We start from the raw sequence: 15573 nt of genomic DNA on the forward strand, positions 1-15573 counted from the left end.
TGCTAGGCGCGCGGGCTATGATCGTATTTCCCGCCATCGACCTCAAGGGAGGTCAGGTCGTTCGCCTTGCCGAAGGCGACATGGATCGCGCCACCGTCTATGGCGACGATCCCGCGCATCAGGCCCGCTTGTTTGCCGATTCCGGTTCGCAATATCTTCACGTCGTCGATCTGGACGGCGCCTTTGCCGGCGAGGCACGCAACGCGCAGGCGGTGGAAAGCATTCTCAAGGCCTTTCCCGGACACGTGCAACTGGGCGGCGGCATCCGCAACCGGGTCTCGGTGGACGGCTGGTTCGATCTCGGCGTTTCGCGCGTGGTGATCGGTACGGCGGCGCTGCAGGACCCGCAATTCGTCAAGGACATGGCCCGCGCCTATCCGGGTGGTATCGTCGTTGCCGTGGATGCGCGCGATGGCATGGTCGCGACGCAGGGCTGGGCCGACGTGTCCGACGTCTCGATCGTCGACATGGCGCGCCGCTTCGAGGATGCTGGCGTCGCTTCGTTGCTGTTTACCGACGTGGGCCGCGACGGGCTGCTGAAAGGCTGCAATATCGAGGCGACAGTCGATCTGGCACGGGCCACGCGCCTGCCGGTGATCGCCAGCGGCGGGGTGAAAGGCCTTGATGACATCGCCATGCTCAAGGTGCATGAAGCCGATGGCATCGAAGGCGTGATCACCGGCCGCGCGCTCTATGACGGGCGGCTCGATCTTGCCGCCGCGATCCGGATCGCCGAGGGCTGAAGAAAGGCACGCATTGCCATGACCGTTCGCGTCCGCGTCATCCCCTGCCTCGATGTGGCCGATGGCCGCGTGGTCAAGGGTGTCAATTTCGTCGATCTGCGCGATGCCGGCGATCCGGTGGAGCAGGCCCGCACTTATGACGCCGCCGGCGCGGACGAGCTGTGCTTCCTCGATATCTCGGCCACCCATGAAGGGCGCGGTACGCTGCTCGACGTGGTGGCCCGTACGGCAGAGGTATGCTTCATGCCGCTGACCGTGGGCGGCGGGGTACGCGCGGTGGAAGATGCGCGCGCGCTGCTGCTGGCCGGGGCAGACAAAGTGGCCGTCAACAGCGCGGCGGTGGTTCGTCCCGAACTGGTGCGCGACATTGCCGAACGGTTCGGCGCGCAATGCGTGGTCGGCGCGGTGGACGCACGCCGCACGGGGCCGGCGAAGTGGGAAATCTTCACCCATGGCGGGCGCAGGGGCACCGGCATCGATGCCCTGGCCCATGCCGAACGACTGGCCAGCCTGGGTGCGGGCGAATTGCTGGTCACCTCGATGGATGGCGATGGCACCAAGGCCGGCTATGACCTGGAATTGACACGCGCCATCGCCGATGCGGTGCCCGTGCCGGTGATCGCGAGCGGCGGGGTGGGCACGCTCGATCATCTCGTCGATGGCGTGATCAAGGGCCATGCCAGTGCCGTGCTGGCGGCCTCGATCTTTCACTTCGGCACCCACACGATCGCGCAGGCCCATTCCGCCCTGCGCGCCGCCGGCCTGCCCGCGCGCGGCTGATGCCTCGGCTGTATTGCCGGGGAGAGGGCGAGAAGTCTTGACCCATGCCCCGTGCCGTTCCATGCCGCGTGCGATGGACCACAGCAACGCCACGCTTGCCCGTCTCGAGGCGACGATCGCCGCGCGACGGGGCGCCGATCCCGATGCCAGCTACGTAGCCCGGCTTCATGCCCGGGGCCTTGCCAAGATCGCCCAGAAAGTGGGCGAGGAAGGGGTGGAAACGGTGATCGCCGCGCTTGGCGGCAGCGACGCCGAACTGGTCGGCGAGGCGGCCGACCTGCTGTTTCACCTGATCGTCCTGCTGGGCGCGCGTGACGTGCCCCTGGCCAGTGTGCTGGCCGAGCTCGATCGGCGCGAGGGGGTTTCCGGCCTTGCCGAAAAGGCGGCCCGCCCGCGCGACTGATCACTTTCACCGGGCCAGGCCTTCCGAACCGACGACAATCGGTCCAACATCTTTCAAAGAGCCAATGCCATGCCGATCGATGCCACGCTGCCTTATGACGAGCAGAACGTCTTTGCGAAAATCCTGCGTGGAGAAATCCCCGCGAACAAGGTCCATGAAGACGCTTTCGCCCTGGCGTTCCACGATATCGCACCGCAGGCGCCGATCCACGTGCTCGTCATTCCCAAGGGGCCTTACGTGAGCTGGGACGATTTTTCGGCCCGGGCACCGGCAGAACTCATCGCCGGTTTCGTGCGGGCCGTTGGCACGGTGGCGCGCAATCTGGGGCTGGTGGAACCCGGCTATCGCCTGCTGGCGAATCTGGGCGGGCATGGCGGGCAGGAAGTGCCGCACCTGCACGTGCACCTGTTCGGCGGCGCACCGCTTGGGCCGATGCTGACGCGTTAACCCTTTCGCACCGCAACACGATAGAGTAGGGTACGATCATTCCGTCGCAAGGCAGCAACGCTTCGCCCATGAACGATCCGGAAATCCCGTCTGGCTCTCTCGATGGCAGAATTCACCGACTGGGCCTGCGCGTCTATTACGAGGATACCGATCTTTCCGGCGTCGTCTATCATGCCAATTACTTGCGGTGGTTCGAGCGGGCACGTTCGGATCTGTTGCGGTTGATCGGCATAGACCAGCGCGCCGCGCACGAGGGCGGCGAAGGTGCCTTTGCCGTTGCGGAGATTCGCCTGCATTACAAGGCGCCGGCGCGGCTGGATGACGGCGTCGTGGTCCAGTCCCGTCTTGCCGCGCTGCAAGGTGCAAGCTGCACGCTGCTTCAGCAGGCGTTCAGGCACACCAGCCTTTTGTGTTCCGCGCGTGTTCGCGTCGCCTTTGTCACGCCAGAGGGCCGGCCGCGCCGTCTGCCGCCTGCGTGGCGCGATGCTTTTGCCGCCCTGATTGATCCCGAACAGGACCTTGAGAAAGCTCTTTCATGACACTGGCCCTTCTTGCCGCCGCCGCAGGCGTGACTGCCGGCGCTCCGACCAGGCTCAATCCGCTGGCCCTGTTCCTGCATGCCGATATCGTGGTGCAGACCGTGATGGGCGGGCTGGTGCTTGCCAGCATCTGGGTGTGGATGATCATCGTTTCGTTCAGCCTGCGCATGGGCGGGGCCAGGCGCCGTGCCAATCGCTATGAGCAGGGCTTCTGGGACGCGCGCGATGTCGATCTCTATCACAAGGAAAACGGCAAGGGCGACGTGCCCACCGCCCGGGTGGTGACCGCCGCGCTCGCCGAATGGCGCCGTTCGACGGCAGGGAAGAACGTTGACCGCGAAGGCACGCGTCAGCGCCTGGCCGTGGCCATGGATAGCGCCGTTGCCATCGAGACCGACCGCCTTTCGAGCCGTCTCAACTTTCTCGCAACGGTCGGTTCGGTGGCGCCGTTCGTAGGCCTGTTCGGCACGGTCTGGGGCATCATGGACAGTTTCTTCAACATCGGCGCGCAGGCGAATTCCTCGCTCGCGGTCGTGGCGCCCGGCATTTCGGAAGCGCTGTTCGCCACGGCCATCGGCCTGGTTGCCGCGATCCCGGCGGTCATTGCCTATAACCGCTTCAGCAATGCCGTGAACCGCTTCGAAGCCGGCCTTTTCCGCTTTGCCGACCGGTTCCACGCCACGCTCAGCCGCGAACTGGAACAATAGGCCATGGCCATGAACCTGGGCCAGAGCAGCGGAAGCGGAGGCCGGGGGCGCAGGCGGCGTTCGCGCAGTGCGCCGATGGCCGAAATCAACGTGACGCCGTTGGTTGACGTGATGCTGGTGCTGCTGATCATTTTCATGGTCACTGCGCCGATGCTGACCGCCGGCGTGCCGATCGACCTGCCCGACAGCAAGGCCGAGGCGTTGCAGGAAAAGAAGAACGAGATCACGATCAGCATGGATGGCCAGGGCCGTCTGTTCCTTGACGATCAGGAACTGGCCCCGGGCGAACTGGCCGACCGGCTGGCGGCGGTGCAACGCCCGGACGGCAAGGCGCCGCTGGTCACTTTGCGTGCCGACAAGACGCTCGATTATGGCCGGGTCATGGCAGTGATGGGCGAACTGAACGCCGCCGGCTTCAAGCAGATCTCGCTCGTCAGCAATGGTACGGCGGGGGGTGCCGCAGGGGATATGGAGACCGGTGATGGCGCTGCCGCTGCTGCGCCGGTCGCAGAAAGCCGGCCCTGAATTTTTATGGCCACGCGCGTTCCCCTGGATAACGTCGGTTCCGGTTTCCGCCGGGAAGAGGCGCTGGCACTGGGCGTGGCGGTGGCGGCCCATGCAGCCCTGATTGCCGCGCTGACGCTTTCGCCGCCGGGCAAATCGCTCAGGCCGCAGCCCGAACGCATGGTGGTGACCATCGCCGATGAGGTGGCCGATAGTGCTACCTCTCCCGATCCCAACGCCCAGGCTGCGCCCGATATCGCGCCGGACCTGGGCGAACGGCAGGCCGCCGCGGCACCCGAAGCGGCACCGCCCGCCCAGCCCCAGCTAACTACGCCCCAGCTAACTCCATCGGCGCCCCGACGCGAGGCACGCCCCGAACCGCGCCCGGCGCCGCGTCCCGCAGCACGGCCCGCGCCGGCCCGGCCCGAACCGGCCCGCACCGCCCCGGCAAAGCCCGCGCCGGACAAGCCGTCGCCGCCGGCCCCGCGTCAGGCCGATCGGGCGCCCGGCCGCGCCACGGCCGCCCCCACGCCACCACGCAAGGCGCCGCAGGGTGGCAGCCGGATCGGCAGCGATTTCCTGGCCGGCGTGCCCGGCAGTGCGAACCCCGGCACATCGCGCACCTCGCCGGCGCAGGCTGCCGGGCCTGAGGTGCGGGCATCGCTGGGCATGGCCTTGTCGCGCCAGATCAAGCCGCACTGGATCGGCCCCTCGGGAGTCGAGATCGAAAAACTGGTGACCGTCGTGGCGTGGAACCTCAATCCCGATGGTTCGTTGGCCGCACGGCCGGTGGTGATTTCGCAAAGCGGGATCACCGATGCCAACCGCGCCCAGGCCCGCCGGCACGCTGAACTGGCAATCCGGGCGGTGGAACTGGCGGCCCCGTTCGACCTGCCACCGCAATTCTATAACAGCTGGAAGCGCGTTTCCGCGTTTCGGTTTGACTGGAAACTGTCGCAATGATGCGTATTCGCGCCGCATTTCTTGGCTTTTTCGCTTTGGTTCCGGCCGCCGTCCCTGCTCTGGCGCAGCAGCAGACGCTGCCCGCTTCCAGCGCGCCGCAAGCGGCCGCAACGCCCGCGCCCGATGACGACGGGCTGACCGGGTCGGTGACCGGGGAAGGCGCCTGGCAGGACCTTGGCGTGGCGATACCCGCTTTTCCCACCGACAACGCGGTTTCGACCGCGGCCGAGGGCGGCAACACCGTCGATCTTGGCAAGAACCTGGCGCGGGTCGTCTATAACGATCTGCGGAACAACGGCTTGTTCAAACCGACCGGGCCGGATGCCTTGCCCGGTATTGCCTATCAGGAAGTGCCGGCGCCCAATTTCGGCAACTGGCGCGCGCGTTCGGCCGAAATGCTGGTGCAGGGCTTCGTCCGTGCCGCGCCGGACGGGCGGCTGACGGTGGGTTGCTATCTTTATGACGTGGCGCTGGGCAGCGAACTGGCGCGCCAAGGCTATGTCGTGCCGCCGGCCGACTGGCGCCGCGCCGCTCACAAGTGCGCCGATATGGTCTATGCGCGCCTTTCGGGCGAAAGCCCGTTCTTCGACAGCAAGATCGCCTATATCGCCGAAACCGGCCCCAAGGATCGTCGGCGCAAGCAACTGGCGATCATGGATTCCGATGGCGCCAACCACCGCTTCATCACCAATGGCCAGGCCACCGCGCTGACGCCGCGCTATTCCCCCGATTACAAGCGGATCGTCTATCTTTCCTATCTCAACGGCAATCCCCGCATTTATGTCTATGACATCGGCACGGGTACGCAGCGCCTCGTCCTGCAAAGCCGCAACCCTACCTTTGCACCGCGCTGGTCGCCCGACGGCAAATCCCTGCTGTTCTCGATGGCGGTCGGCGGCAATACCGATATCTATCGTATTCCGGCAGCGGGGGGCGAGCCGGTACGACTGACCAATGCGCCCGGGATCAACGTGGGTGGATCTTACAGCCCGGATGGCAAGCGCATCGTGTTCGAAAGCGATCGCTCGGGCAGCCAGCAGATCTATGTCATGAATGCCGACGGCACCGACCAGAAGCGCATCAGCTTTTTCGGTGGCCGCGCCGCGACTCCGGAATGGAGCCCGCGCGGCGACCAGATCGCGTTCACCTGCATCTGCGGCAACTTGCGGGTGGCGGTGATGAACCCGAGCGGCGGCGACATGCGGTTTCTGACCGATAGCTGGCAGGACGAAGCGCCGACCTGGGCGCCCAACGGCCGTATCGTTCAGTTCTTCCGCACTCAGAAGAATACGGGTCGCACGTCGATCTGGCAGGTCGATCTGACGGGCCGTAACGAACGTAAGCTCAATACCCCGGTGGACGCATCCGATCCGGCATGGGGGCCGGTGCTGCCTTGATGCTTTTCCTATCGCACTGCGGTGCAAAAAAATTGGCGCTTTATGCCCTGCAATGCAATATCCTGAAACGGGATTGGAGGAGACTATCATGAATCGCATGTTTCTTGCAGTGACCATGCTGGCGGGCAGCCTGTCGCTGGCGGCTTGTTCTTCGAACTCCGCCAAGAACCGCACCGCGGCTGAACTGCCGCCGCCGCCCGCCTCGACGACCACGACGACCACGCCCCCTCCGGCGGCCACGCCGGCCGGCCCGGCGCCCGGCAGCCAAGCCGATTTCGTCGCCTCGGTTCAGGCCGATACGATCCATTTCGACACCGACCGTTACAACGTCGACGCGCAAAGCCAGGCCATTCTGCAGAGCCAGGCCCAGTGGCTGGCACGCTATCCCGGCAAGCTGGTGACGATCGAAGGGCACTGCGACGAACGCGGTACCCGCGATTACAACATTGCGCTGGGCGAGCGCCGCGCCAATGCGGCCAAGGCCTATCTGGTCAGCCTCGGTGTCGATACCGGTCGCATCACGACCGTCAGCTATGGCAAGGAGCGCCCGATCGCGACGGGGTCCGACGAATCCAGCTGGGCACAGAACCGCCGGGCAGTGACCGTGACGGTGCAATAAGCGATTGCTTGCGTCGGGACATGCCCGGCGGTTAAGAGCAATTTCGGATCAGGGGGCGCCTTGTGCGGCATTGCCGCGCAAGGCGCCCCGTCCGCATCAGAAGCGAATGGCAGCTCGATGGCAAGACAAGGGCGATCCACCGACTGGGGTTTTCCCCGCTGGCGTGGCTATGGCAGCGCGCGCGAGACGGTGAACGTGCGCCTGTGCGATCGAGTGGGGTGCACCGAACCAGGCAATTGCCCCGCACCCAAATCGCCCAACAGCCCTGATCGATGGTATTTCTGCGAAAGGCACGCAGCCGAATACAATGCCGGCTGGGACTATTTCGCCGGGCTCGACAAGGAAGAAGCGCAGGCCCGCGAGCATGCCGAACGGCGCACCAGCGCAGGCTATCGCGAGGCATCGTGGCAAGCCTGGGGCGGGCCGGGCGACGGCAGCCGCAGCCGCGACGAGCTGCGCGCGCTCGATGTCCTTGGCCTCGATCCCGATGCGACCTTCGACGACGTGCGCAAAGCCTGGCGAACCCGCGCCAAGGAAGTCCATCCCGATGTCCGGCCGGGCGACGAAGCGGCGGCGGCAATGTTTCAGACGCTGCAACTGGCCTATGACGTGCTGCGCGCGGCCGAGGAACGCCGCACCTGGAAGGGTTAGCCTCGGCGAGGCCCGGCCCCTGCGTCTCGGCGTCTCGGCGTCTCGGCGTCTCGCGAACGGGGGCAAAGATGGGACAGGCTGCACGGGGCGCGGTTGACAGGGCAAGCCCCTGCCCACGATGGTGGCCGGCGCAGGGGCCGTTATCGGGGCAGGAAACCATATGGGGTTGCCATGAAAAGGATTTTAATAGGCAAAAGGCTTCTGACGGGCTTCACCGTTGCCGCGGGCCTGCTGGCCTGCCCAGCGCTGGCTCAGGCCAAGGGGCTGGGCGTGGAAGCGACGGGCGGCAAGGCGGATGGCCAATGGGGCTTCGAACTGGGCGGCAGCTATAGCATGGGGTTCGGGCCGGTTACCGTGCGGCCGGTCGTGGGTGCATTCATTCCCACCAGCGATGGGGCCGACACCTCGCTCTATGCCAAGGGAGAGGCGACGTTCACCATTCCCGCCATTGCCGAACTGGGTTTGGGCGCACGCCTGGCCCATGAAAAAGTCCGTGCCTACGGCATTGCCGCGTTTCCCTTGATGCCCGCACTCAAGCTGACGCTGCAGGGCGGCGAACACTATGGCGCGGCGGGCGTCAGGTTCTCATTCTGACAGCGCGCCGGTGCGGCCCGGGCCGGGTTCGAATATCGACCAGCCGGTGTGCTGCACCAGCCGCTCCAGCGCCAGAGTGCCGGCCAGCGAATTGCCCCGCGCGTTGAGGCCGGGCGACCACACGGCAATGCTGGCCACCCCCGGCGCGATTGCCAGGATCCCGCCGCCTACGCCGGATTTGCCCGGCAGGCCGGTGCGGAAGGCGAATTCGCCAGACCCGTCATAATGCCCGCACATCAGCATGAGGGCATTGATCCGGCGCGCCCGCTGCGGGGAGATCACGCTATGCCCGGTATCGGGATTGCGTCCGCTTGCCATCAGAAAGCGGCCTGCCATGGCCAGCTGGCGGCAGTTCATCGCCAGGGCGCATTGGTGGAAATAGAGGCCGAGCACCTTGTCCACCGGATGATGCACGTTGCCGAAAGCACGCATGTAATTGGCCAGCGCCATGTTGCGATAGCCGGTTTCCTGTTCCCCGCGCGCCACGTCCTCGTCGATCAGGATGCGCTCGTCGCCCGCCAGCCCGCGGACGAAGCGCAGCAGTTCGCCGATCGCCTCGCGCGGTTCGTAACGGCCCAGCAGAATGTCGCACACCACGATGGCGCCGGCGTTGATGAAGGGATTGCGCGGAATGCCGTGCTCGCTTTCCAACTGGACGATGGAATTGAACGCACTGCCCGATGGCTCGCGCCCGACCCGCCGCCACAGCGCATCGCCCACCGCGCCCAGGGCCATGGTCAGGGCGAACACCTTGGAGATGCTCTGGATCGAAAAGCTTTCTTCCGCGTCGCCAGCCAGATGGCAGGTGCCATCGGCCATCACTACCGCCATGCCGAAGCGATCGGGCGAAATGGCGGCCAGCGCGGGAATGTAATCGGCCACTATCCCCTTTTCGGGCAGGGCGTGCATTTCGGCGGCAATATCGCATACGATGGCGCCAAGATCAGCCATGGCATCCTCCTCATCGCGTCTCGTTCCACATCACACCGGTCGAGGGCAAGTGCGGGATAGCCAGCCGGGGCCTTTACCGTTTAGGAGGCTGCGCCATGGACCCGATCACCGTTGCCGCCCTCTACCAGTTCGCGCGTTTCGCCGATCCGGGCGCCCTGCGGGCGCCGCTGGAGGATCTGTGCCGGGCACAACGGATCAACGGCACGCTGCTGCTGGCCGGAGAGGGGATCAACGGCACGATCGCGGGAACCGCACCGGGGGTTGCCGCTGTCCTGGCGCATGTGCGCGCACTACCGCATTGCGCAGATCTCGACGTCAAGTACTCCACTGCCGCGGCCATGCCCTTTGGCCGCCTGAAAGTACGCGTGAAGCGCGAGATCGTGACCATGGGCGTAGACGGCATCGATCCGCGGGCGGGCGTTGGCACCTATGTCGATCCGCAGGACTGGAATGCATTGATCAGCGATCCCGAGACGCTCGTGATCGACACGCGCAATGCCTACGAAGTGGCGGTTGGCACGTTTGCCGGGGCGATCGATCCGGGCACGCGGAGCTTCCGCGAATTTCCCGCATGGTTTCGCCGGGAACGCGCGCGCCTGTTCGATGAAGGCCGCGCCCGCAAGGTGGCAATGTTCTGCACCGGCGGCATCCGCTGCGAAAAATCCACGGCCTTTCTCAAAAGCGAAGGCGTGAGCGAAGTCTATCACCTCAAAGGCGGCATTCTCAATTACCTTGAAAAGGTGCCGCCGCAGCAAAGCCTGTGGCAGGGCGAATGCTTCGTATTCGACGAACGGGTGGCCGTCGGCCCGGGCCTGTCCCCTGGCAGCCACGTGCTGTGCGGCCCGTGCGGACGCCCGGTCGACGCCGCCAGCCAGCGCTCGCCCCGCTATCGGCCGGGGATTTCGTGCCCGGCCTGCGATACGATGGGCGATTGAAAACGGTGATTGGTCGGGGAGACAGGATTCGAACCTGCGACCCTCTGCTCCCAAAGCAGATGCGCTACCAGGCTGCGCTACTCCCCGACACGGCGATGCCTTAGGTAGGCGGCCGTGATCGCGCAAGCGTGAAGTGCGTCTTCAGGCGGCGGCGCTGAAGCGGGTGGCGTAGCGCTGGCTGATCTGCTCCACCGGCAGGACCACGCAGACGTCGACCGTGTTGAACGCGCTGTCGATGAACGCACCATCGCCAAAGCGCGCGCCGCAGCGCAGATAGCCCTTGATCAGCGGCGGCAGGGCCAGCATCGCGCGGCGCTCGTCATAGCTGCCGCGTGGCAGACGCTCCAGCGCCACGCCCTGGCGTACCATGGGCCGTTGCGCGGCGGGTGCCAGGCAGGTGTGCGCCAGAAGCGACAGCGCCGGCGCGTGGGCATCGGGATCGACGCCGGAAAACGAGGCGCAGCCGAACATCAGGCCGATCTCGTATGCCGCGATATAGTCGGCAATGCCCCGCCACAGCAGGGAAATCGTGGCGCTGGTGCGAAACGCGGGCAGCACGCAGGAACGGCCCAGTTCCAGCAATTCGCCCCTGACGCGCCCTGCGCCGTCGAGCAGCGGCGCCAGGTCGAATTCGCCGGCGCTGTAGAACCCGTCGGCGGCGCGCGCCACGCTTTCGCGCAGCAGGCGATAAGTGCCGACGACCTGGCCATCGGGCACCAGCGTGCCCGGCTGGTCCTCGTCGATTACCAGCAGGTGATCGCACAACGCATCATAGGGATCGGCATCGAGTTCGTTCAGAAGGCTTTGCGCCTGCGCGCCCATTTCGTCGAAGAAGACCTGCCAGCGCAATCTTTGCACCGCGGCCAGATCGGCCTTGTCGCGCGCCAGGCGCACGGCCAGGCGGCGCGGCCGCTTTTCGATCCCGATCACATCACCCATTCGCGCCCTCCATCCGGACCGGCATAGCGCGGGGGCATGACGCCAATCTTGCAGAACGATGATGATCGTGCGTCAATTGCCACACGCATGTCGCACGGCTGTCGCAATCGTGACGAGGACGGCGGAATGAGAGCGGAGAGTCAGGACGGGGTGATGGTGGGCCCGGCAGGATTCGAACCCGCGACCTAGCCGTTATGAGCGGCCAGCTCTAACCACTGAGCTACAGGCCCCCGTTGCTTTTCCTGCCGTTAAACGGCCGCCGCCCGGTTTGCAAGAAAGTGGTTCATATCTGCGCGGCCTGCATGATCTGGGTTACGCTGGCCGGTTTGACGCCACGGCCGGCGAGATGAGCGAAGACCTCGCGCCACCAATCGTGAAACCGGTCAAGCGCGTCTGCATCGCGAACGTAGGGCGTGTGGCCGGGACGCAGCGACGGGCTGTGAAACGAAAACACCAGAACCGGCAGGCCATCGGCGAGGGCCAGATCGATGCCCCGGATCGCCTCGGCCACCGTGACCCCTTCGGGGGTAAGCGGCACCCGGTTCATCAGCCCGGCGCGCGCCATGGCCCCGCGCAGGCGCGGCCAGCGCCACATGCGCGGGAACAGCCAGGGCCCCCGGCGCCGCAATGCACCGGAAAACACCGTGGTCAGCGGCAGTTCCATCAGCCCGCCCTGGCGATCGATCCACCAGGGGTGGCACGGCAGCCCGCTAAAATCGGGGCCGCCCTGGCCGGAATAATCAAAGTGGGGCCGCACCGAGGTATCGATCGCGATGCCCGATTCGGCCATGATCCGTGCCGACGCCGGCCCTATGCCGTAACGCCCGGCGCGATAGATGCGCGGGGCATCGCCAAACATTGCGGCGATCGTGTCCCGCAGCTTGACCAGCTTGGCCCGTTCCAGCCCGGGCGGCAGATTGCCGGCAAAGCTGTTCAATTCACCAAGGTCCTCCTTGTGCGGCGGGTTGACCCACGGGTGCAACTGTATACCGATCTCGGCACGGCCGGCGCGCACCGCATCGCCCAGGGCATCGGCCACGGCCGGATCGCAGGCCACGGGATAATCGATCAGATAGACCGGCGTGACGCCGAAACTTTCGCAGAACTGCTGGAACTTGGCCAGCCGCGGCACATGGCCGAGACCATGGCCCGTGCGTTCGAACGGCTTGGCCCAGTCGAACTCCTCTTCGGTATCGACGGTGACGACAAAGCGCTGCCCGAACGTCGCCGCAAAGCGCACGCGCGCTTCTGACGGGGGCATGGCGGTAATGCGCGGCTGTGCCGCAATGCCCTCTTCGCCGTCGATAGCGCGGGATGGCACGCGTTCAACCCGCTCGGGCCGGGGCGGCGCTTTGGCCTGAAAGATCATCGGCCGCGGCGGCCGCGGGCAGAAACGCCAGCAGACGGGGGCCGTCACGGTCCAGTGCGCCGCCCATGGCGCGCAGCTCGGCCGCTGCCAGGCGCAGGGCAAAGCCGTTGCCCATCATGCCGCCCGGGCTCGTCGCACCCCCCTGCGCCCGGGCACCCTCGGCGGCGAACAGAGCCGCATCCTCGCGCATGGCAAGCGCGGCCGGCAAAGGCAGGGCAAGACGCACCAGTGCCCCGGGCGGCGCGGCCGGTTCCAGCGCGATCGCCAGCCGTTCGCCCGGCGCCGCCGTGCTGGCGATCACCGCCAGCAGCCGCCAGAGCGCATGTTCGAGTTCGGCCGCCGGGGCCGCGACAAGCAGAGGCAGGGCGGTGGCCTGCCAGCGCAGCCGCACCTCGCGCGGGCCGATCACCGGATCGAGCTGGGCTACCAGCCGGCCAAGCAGCGCGCCAAGATCGACGACATCGGCAGCCGCGAAGGCGCTCAAAGGCATTTCGGCAGTGCCCGTTTCCAGCCGTGCCAGTCGCTCAAGATCTTCAAAGCCCGCCAGCATGCGGGCGGCATCGGCGGCAATGCTGGCCGCCAGGCTGCGATACTGGTGTGGCGTGGCGCCGAACACCTGCTGCTGGATCATTTCGGCAAAGCCCTGGATCGCATTGATCGGCGTGCGCAGTTCATGCAGCGTCTGGCGCAGACGATCGGCGCCGTGGCTCTCGGCCGTGGCAGCCGCCGGTGCATTGTCCAGCGTATCGGCCGGCCGGCGCAGCCGCGCGCGATAGCCGACAAAGGCCCCGCCGGGGCGGGAGAACACCGGCACGCCATCGATCTGCCAGGCGCCGGCCACGGCGGCCGCGCCCTCGATCTGCAACAGCCCGGCCGTGATCGGCATCCGTGCGGCAAAGGCGCGGATCGTGCGTGCATCGGCCCGGGCGGGTGCATGGGGCTGGCCGGTGAACGCGCGGTGCCCCACCAGCATGGGCGCCCAATCGGCATCGGCGGCGACCAGGGTTCCTGCCACGTCGATCGCGATGTCGATAGCCAGGGGGCGCGGCACATCGCACATCGGTTCATCGGCAAATGGCAGGCGGGGGTGCGGATCGGCCATCGCGCCGGCGGGCTGGGGCGGCACCATGCCACCCGGGCGTGCCTCACGGTCGCGCCGGAACGCCTCGATCCGCCGCACGATCGCCCCGATGCCTTCGACCCCGGTGGCATGGGCGGCGGGGGGGCTCTCAAGTCCTGATGCCGGCGGCGGTGCAACCTTTTGGGCATCTGCCGGCACGGGCAGCGGCGCAGCGGTCATCGCCGGGGCTACCCGGGCCGTTTCCACCGGGGCTGATTCCACCGGGGCTGATAAGGCGAAGTCCTCGATCCCCAGCTGCGCCAGCAATGCCGCGACGGCAGGCCCCAGATCGCCGCGATGGCGCAGGAAACCGCGCGCCTGGATCGGCAGGCGGGGAACGAGATCGAGCCAGTCCCGCTCGCTGAGCCGGGCGGCACGGATTGCGGCAAGCGCGAGGCGCGGTGCCTCCCCGGCAAAGTGGGCGACCAGGCGGGGGTGGACAAGCGGGGTGCTGGCCAGCAGCGCGGCAGCGCTCTCTTGCCCGCCGGGTTCGGCCGCGATGGCCCGGAACAGCGCATCGAGCCGCGCCAGGCCCTTGTCATGACGGCTGGTCCATTGTCCCGTCGTCCCATGGCCCAGCAGATCGGCCAGCTGGCGGAATTGCACGCGCATGGCCGCCGGTCCCGCCGCGCGCGTGCGCAGCACCGTTTCCAGGCGATCATCGACGACTCTGGCATCGACGATCCTGGCCGAAGGCGCGGCCGTGCGGACCCCGCTCACTGGCGATCCGGCACCGTAAGGCGCGGCGGCGGCGGGCGTATGGCGCCGGGGCGGGGCAGGGGGATCACGATCGGCAGGCATGGCTTAGGCGCCTGAACATCCTTGTGCACGGTCTGCTGCCATGGGCCATAGCCAGGCCGGAGGCAAGCAGGTTACGGACTGTGAGCAAGCGCATCGCCTGCCTATATACCTCGGGCTTTTAAGAAAGTGTGGCCACGATCGCCAGCCGCGTTCAGCATGGCGTCATCTGCACGATCAAAAATGGCCTGTGAGGATCATGCGTTGCATTGCAGGTCCATTGCGGTATGAGCTAATAAAATTAGCCTCACTACCAACGGTAGCGCACAATCTTGCGGATCGAGCGGCAAACGAATACGACATGGCAACACTTGATGGGATTGACCGGCGCCTGCTCGCCGAACTTCAGGACGAGGGCCGCGTGACCAACGTGGAATTGGCCCAGCGCGTGGGATTGACCGCGCCGCCATGCCTGCGCCGCGTGCGTGCCTTGGAAGACGCCGGCGTGATCCGCGGGTATCATGCCGATCTCGATCCGGCCAAGCTCGGCTTTTCCATCACGGTATTCGCTCTGGTCAGCCTGAAAAGCCAGGCGGAAGAATCGCTGCGCCAGTTCGAGGAACACATGCGCACGCTGCCCGACGTGCGCGAGTGCCATATGCTGAATGGCGAGATCGATTTCATTCTCAAGATCGTCAGCCGCGATCTGCAAAGTTTCCAGGAATTCCTGACCAGCAAGCTCACTCCGGCACCCAATGTTGCCAGCGTGAAGACGTCGCTGACCATCCGCACCGCCAAGCAGGTGCCCGGGGTGCCGCTGGCCGATTAAGGCCTGCGGCCCCGCCGACAGGCCCGGTGCACCCTCCGCGGCGCTCATCTCAGTGGTGCTGCCGGTGCCCGTCGTTGCGGTGCCGGGCAGATCGACCGGCGTGCGCTCCCTAATTCTGCAATCTTGCGCGCCGTTCGAGGAGGAAGGCGCGCAGGGGCGGGTCTTCGGCAAGGGCGGCGGCGCGCAGATAGGCCTCCGCCGCCTCGGGGCCGCGCCCGCTCTGTGCTAGAGCATAATCCGACCTGATAGAGTCGTTTGCGATTCCCTTGGCGCTGAAAATCTGATTCATCCTGTTTGCTGGATAGGAGGCCAGCAGGCATGGTGAGACCGATATCCGAGGATTTG

19 protein-coding genes and 2 tRNA genes are annotated in these 15573 nt (G+C 66.5%); 14 read left to right on the forward strand and 7 right to left on the reverse strand.

Annotated elements, in window-relative coordinates; all coding sequences use genetic code 11:
- Positions 1–17: 17 nt before the first annotated feature.
- From hisA to AC3EDY_RS14515, 12 genes are all read left to right on the forward strand, one after another.
- A complete protein-coding gene (gene hisA / locus AC3EDY_RS14460) occupies positions 18–743 on the forward strand; it encodes a 1-(5-phosphoribosyl)-5-[(5-phosphoribosylamino)methylideneamino]imidazole-4-carboxamide isomerase (protein ID WP_488573207.1) in 726 nt (241 codons plus the stop codon).
- An 18-nt stretch (positions 744–761) separates the two neighbouring features.
- A complete protein-coding gene (gene hisF, locus AC3EDY_RS14465; protein WP_488573208.1) occupies positions 762–1523 on the forward strand; it encodes an imidazole glycerol phosphate synthase subunit HisF in 762 nt (253 codons plus the stop codon).
- Positions 1524–1596: 73 nt separating this feature from the next.
- On the forward strand, positions 1597–1926 hold the full coding sequence (locus tag AC3EDY_RS14470) for a phosphoribosyl-ATP diphosphatase (RefSeq protein ID WP_488573209.1): 330 nt from the start codon (positions 1597–1599) through the stop codon (positions 1924–1926).
- Positions 1927–1995: 69 nt separating this feature from the next.
- Positions 1996–2373 carry a histidine triad nucleotide-binding protein gene (locus AC3EDY_RS14475; RefSeq protein ID WP_488573210.1) on the forward strand — a complete coding sequence of 126 codons (378 nt, stop codon included), beginning with the start codon at positions 1996–1998 and terminating at the stop codon, positions 2371–2373.
- Between the two features lie 68 nt (positions 2374–2441).
- Positions 2442–2912: a YbgC/FadM family acyl-CoA thioesterase gene (locus tag AC3EDY_RS14480; protein WP_488573211.1), complete on the forward strand. Its 471-nt coding sequence runs from the start codon at positions 2442–2444 to the stop codon at positions 2910–2912.
- Entirely contained in the window at positions 2909–3619 is a 711-nt protein-coding gene (gene tolQ, locus AC3EDY_RS14485; protein ID WP_488573212.1) for a protein TolQ, read from the forward strand. The genes AC3EDY_RS14480 and tolQ overlap by 4 nt, the downstream gene beginning before the upstream one ends.
- A gap of 3 nt (positions 3620–3622) precedes the next feature.
- Positions 3623–4144, forward strand: coding sequence for a protein TolR (gene tolR, locus AC3EDY_RS14490; RefSeq protein WP_488573213.1), 522 nt, complete (start codon positions 3623–3625; stop codon positions 4142–4144).
- Positions 4145–4150: 6 nt separating this feature from the next.
- Positions 4151–5086: a hypothetical protein gene (locus tag AC3EDY_RS14495; RefSeq protein WP_488573214.1), complete on the forward strand. Its 936-nt coding sequence runs from the start codon at positions 4151–4153 to the stop codon at positions 5084–5086.
- Entirely contained in the window at positions 5086–6483 is a 1398-nt protein-coding gene (gene tolB, locus AC3EDY_RS14500; protein ID WP_488573225.1) for a Tol-Pal system beta propeller repeat protein TolB, read from the forward strand. Before AC3EDY_RS14495 ends, tolB begins: the two co-directional genes overlap by 1 nt.
- 88 nt (positions 6484–6571) lie before the next feature.
- A complete protein-coding gene (pal, locus tag AC3EDY_RS14505) occupies positions 6572–7102 on the forward strand; it encodes a peptidoglycan-associated lipoprotein Pal (RefSeq protein WP_488573215.1) in 531 nt (176 codons plus the stop codon).
- Positions 7103–7219: 117 nt separating this feature from the next.
- Complete coding sequence (locus AC3EDY_RS14510; protein ID WP_488573216.1) at positions 7220–7753, forward strand: J domain-containing protein; 534 nt, start codon at positions 7220–7222, stop codon at positions 7751–7753.
- A 171-nt stretch (positions 7754–7924) separates the two neighbouring features.
- The gene (locus tag AC3EDY_RS14515) at positions 7925–8347 is read left to right on the forward strand and encodes a hypothetical protein (RefSeq protein WP_488573217.1); all 423 of its coding nucleotides are present in this window, start codon (positions 7925–7927) and stop codon (positions 8345–8347) included.
- Here the strand turns inward: AC3EDY_RS14515 and AC3EDY_RS14520 are convergent.
- The gene (locus AC3EDY_RS14520) at positions 8339–9298 is read right to left on the reverse strand and encodes a glutaminase (protein ID WP_488573218.1); all 960 of its coding nucleotides are present in this window, start codon (positions 9296–9298) and stop codon (positions 8339–8341) included. The genes AC3EDY_RS14515 and AC3EDY_RS14520 overlap by 9 nt on opposite strands.
- Positions 9299–9393: 95 nt before the next feature.
- On the opposite strand from AC3EDY_RS14520, the gene trhO reads away from it, so the two are divergent.
- A complete protein-coding gene (gene trhO / locus AC3EDY_RS14525) occupies positions 9394–10233 on the forward strand; it encodes an oxygen-dependent tRNA uridine(34) hydroxylase TrhO (protein ID WP_488573219.1) in 840 nt (279 codons plus the stop codon).
- A 10-nt stretch (positions 10234–10243) separates the two neighbouring features.
- Here the strand turns inward: trhO and AC3EDY_RS14530 are convergent.
- The 5 genes from AC3EDY_RS14530 to AC3EDY_RS14550 form a co-directional block, all read right to left on the reverse strand.
- Positions 10244–10320: transfer RNA gene (locus AC3EDY_RS14530), tRNA-Pro, on the reverse strand.
- A 54-nt stretch (positions 10321–10374) separates the two neighbouring features.
- Positions 10375–11172, reverse strand: coding sequence for a GNAT family N-acetyltransferase (locus AC3EDY_RS14535; protein WP_488573220.1), 798 nt, complete (start codon positions 11170–11172; stop codon positions 10375–10377).
- A 154-nt stretch (positions 11173–11326) separates the two neighbouring features.
- Positions 11327–11402, reverse strand: a tRNA-Ile gene (locus AC3EDY_RS14540).
- Between the two features lie 53 nt (positions 11403–11455).
- The gene (locus AC3EDY_RS14545) at positions 11456–12433 is read right to left on the reverse strand and encodes a polysaccharide deacetylase family protein (RefSeq protein WP_488573226.1); all 978 of its coding nucleotides are present in this window, start codon (positions 12431–12433) and stop codon (positions 11456–11458) included.
- A 64-nt stretch (positions 12434–12497) separates the two neighbouring features.
- Positions 12498–14462 (reverse strand): sensor histidine kinase, encoded by a 1965-nt coding sequence (locus AC3EDY_RS14550; RefSeq protein WP_488573221.1) that lies wholly within the window; start codon positions 14460–14462, stop codon positions 12498–12500.
- A 298-nt stretch (positions 14463–14760) separates the two neighbouring features.
- Here AC3EDY_RS14550 and AC3EDY_RS14555 point away from each other — a divergent pair, with 298 nt between their 5' ends.
- Positions 14761–15228, forward strand: coding sequence for an Lrp/AsnC family transcriptional regulator (locus AC3EDY_RS14555; protein ID WP_488573222.1), 468 nt, complete (start codon positions 14761–14763; stop codon positions 15226–15228).
- A gap of 109 nt (positions 15229–15337) precedes the next feature.
- Here the strand turns inward: AC3EDY_RS14555 and AC3EDY_RS14560 are convergent.
- The coding region (locus AC3EDY_RS14560) for a hypothetical protein (RefSeq protein WP_488573223.1) at positions 15338–15573 on the reverse strand (236 nt) is incomplete at its 5' end.

The sequence above is a fragment of the Novosphingobium sp. DS6-6 genome (assembly GCF_057784975.1).

Coding starts and splice junctions, on each gene's coding strand:
- hisA (WP_488573207.1), top strand. CDS start 18: ATGATCGTATTTCCCGCCATCGACCTCAAGGGAGGTCAGGTCGTTCGC.
- hisF (WP_488573208.1), top strand. CDS start 762: ATGACCGTTCGCGTCCGCGTCATCCCCTGCCTCGATGTGGCCGATGGC.
- AC3EDY_RS14470 (WP_488573209.1), top strand. CDS start 1,597: ATGGACCACAGCAACGCCACGCTTGCCCGTCTCGAGGCGACGATCGCC.
- AC3EDY_RS14475 (WP_488573210.1), top strand. CDS start 1,996: ATGCCGATCGATGCCACGCTGCCTTATGACGAGCAGAACGTCTTTGCG.
- AC3EDY_RS14480 (WP_488573211.1), top strand. CDS start 2,442: ATGAACGATCCGGAAATCCCGTCTGGCTCTCTCGATGGCAGAATTCAC.
- tolQ (WP_488573212.1), top strand. CDS start 2,909: ATGACACTGGCCCTTCTTGCCGCCGCCGCAGGCGTGACTGCCGGCGCT.
- tolR (WP_488573213.1), top strand. CDS start 3,623: ATGGCCATGAACCTGGGCCAGAGCAGCGGAAGCGGAGGCCGGGGGCGC.
- AC3EDY_RS14495 (WP_488573214.1), top strand. CDS start 4,151: ATGGCCACGCGCGTTCCCCTGGATAACGTCGGTTCCGGTTTCCGCCGG.
- tolB (WP_488573225.1), top strand. CDS start 5,086: ATGCGTATTCGCGCCGCATTTCTTGGCTTTTTCGCTTTGGTTCCGGCC.
- pal (WP_488573215.1), top strand. CDS start 6,572: ATGAATCGCATGTTTCTTGCAGTGACCATGCTGGCGGGCAGCCTGTCG.
- AC3EDY_RS14510 (WP_488573216.1), top strand. CDS start 7,220: ATGGCAAGACAAGGGCGATCCACCGACTGGGGTTTTCCCCGCTGGCGT.
- AC3EDY_RS14515 (WP_488573217.1), top strand. CDS start 7,925: ATGAAAAGGATTTTAATAGGCAAAAGGCTTCTGACGGGCTTCACCGTT.
- AC3EDY_RS14520 (WP_488573218.1), bottom strand. CDS start 9,298: ATGGCTGATCTTGGCGCCATCGTATGCGATATTGCCGCCGAAATGCAC.
- trhO (WP_488573219.1), top strand. CDS start 9,394: ATGGACCCGATCACCGTTGCCGCCCTCTACCAGTTCGCGCGTTTCGCC.
- AC3EDY_RS14535 (WP_488573220.1), bottom strand. CDS start 11,172: ATGGGTGATGTGATCGGGATCGAAAAGCGGCCGCGCCGCCTGGCCGTG.
- AC3EDY_RS14545 (WP_488573226.1), bottom strand. CDS start 12,433: ATGCCCCCGTCAGAAGCGCGCGTGCGCTTTGCGGCGACGTTCGGGCAG.
- AC3EDY_RS14550 (WP_488573221.1), bottom strand. CDS start 14,462: ATGCCTGCCGATCGTGATCCCCCTGCCCCGCCCCGGCGCCATACGCCC.
- AC3EDY_RS14555 (WP_488573222.1), top strand. CDS start 14,761: ATGGCAACACTTGATGGGATTGACCGGCGCCTGCTCGCCGAACTTCAG.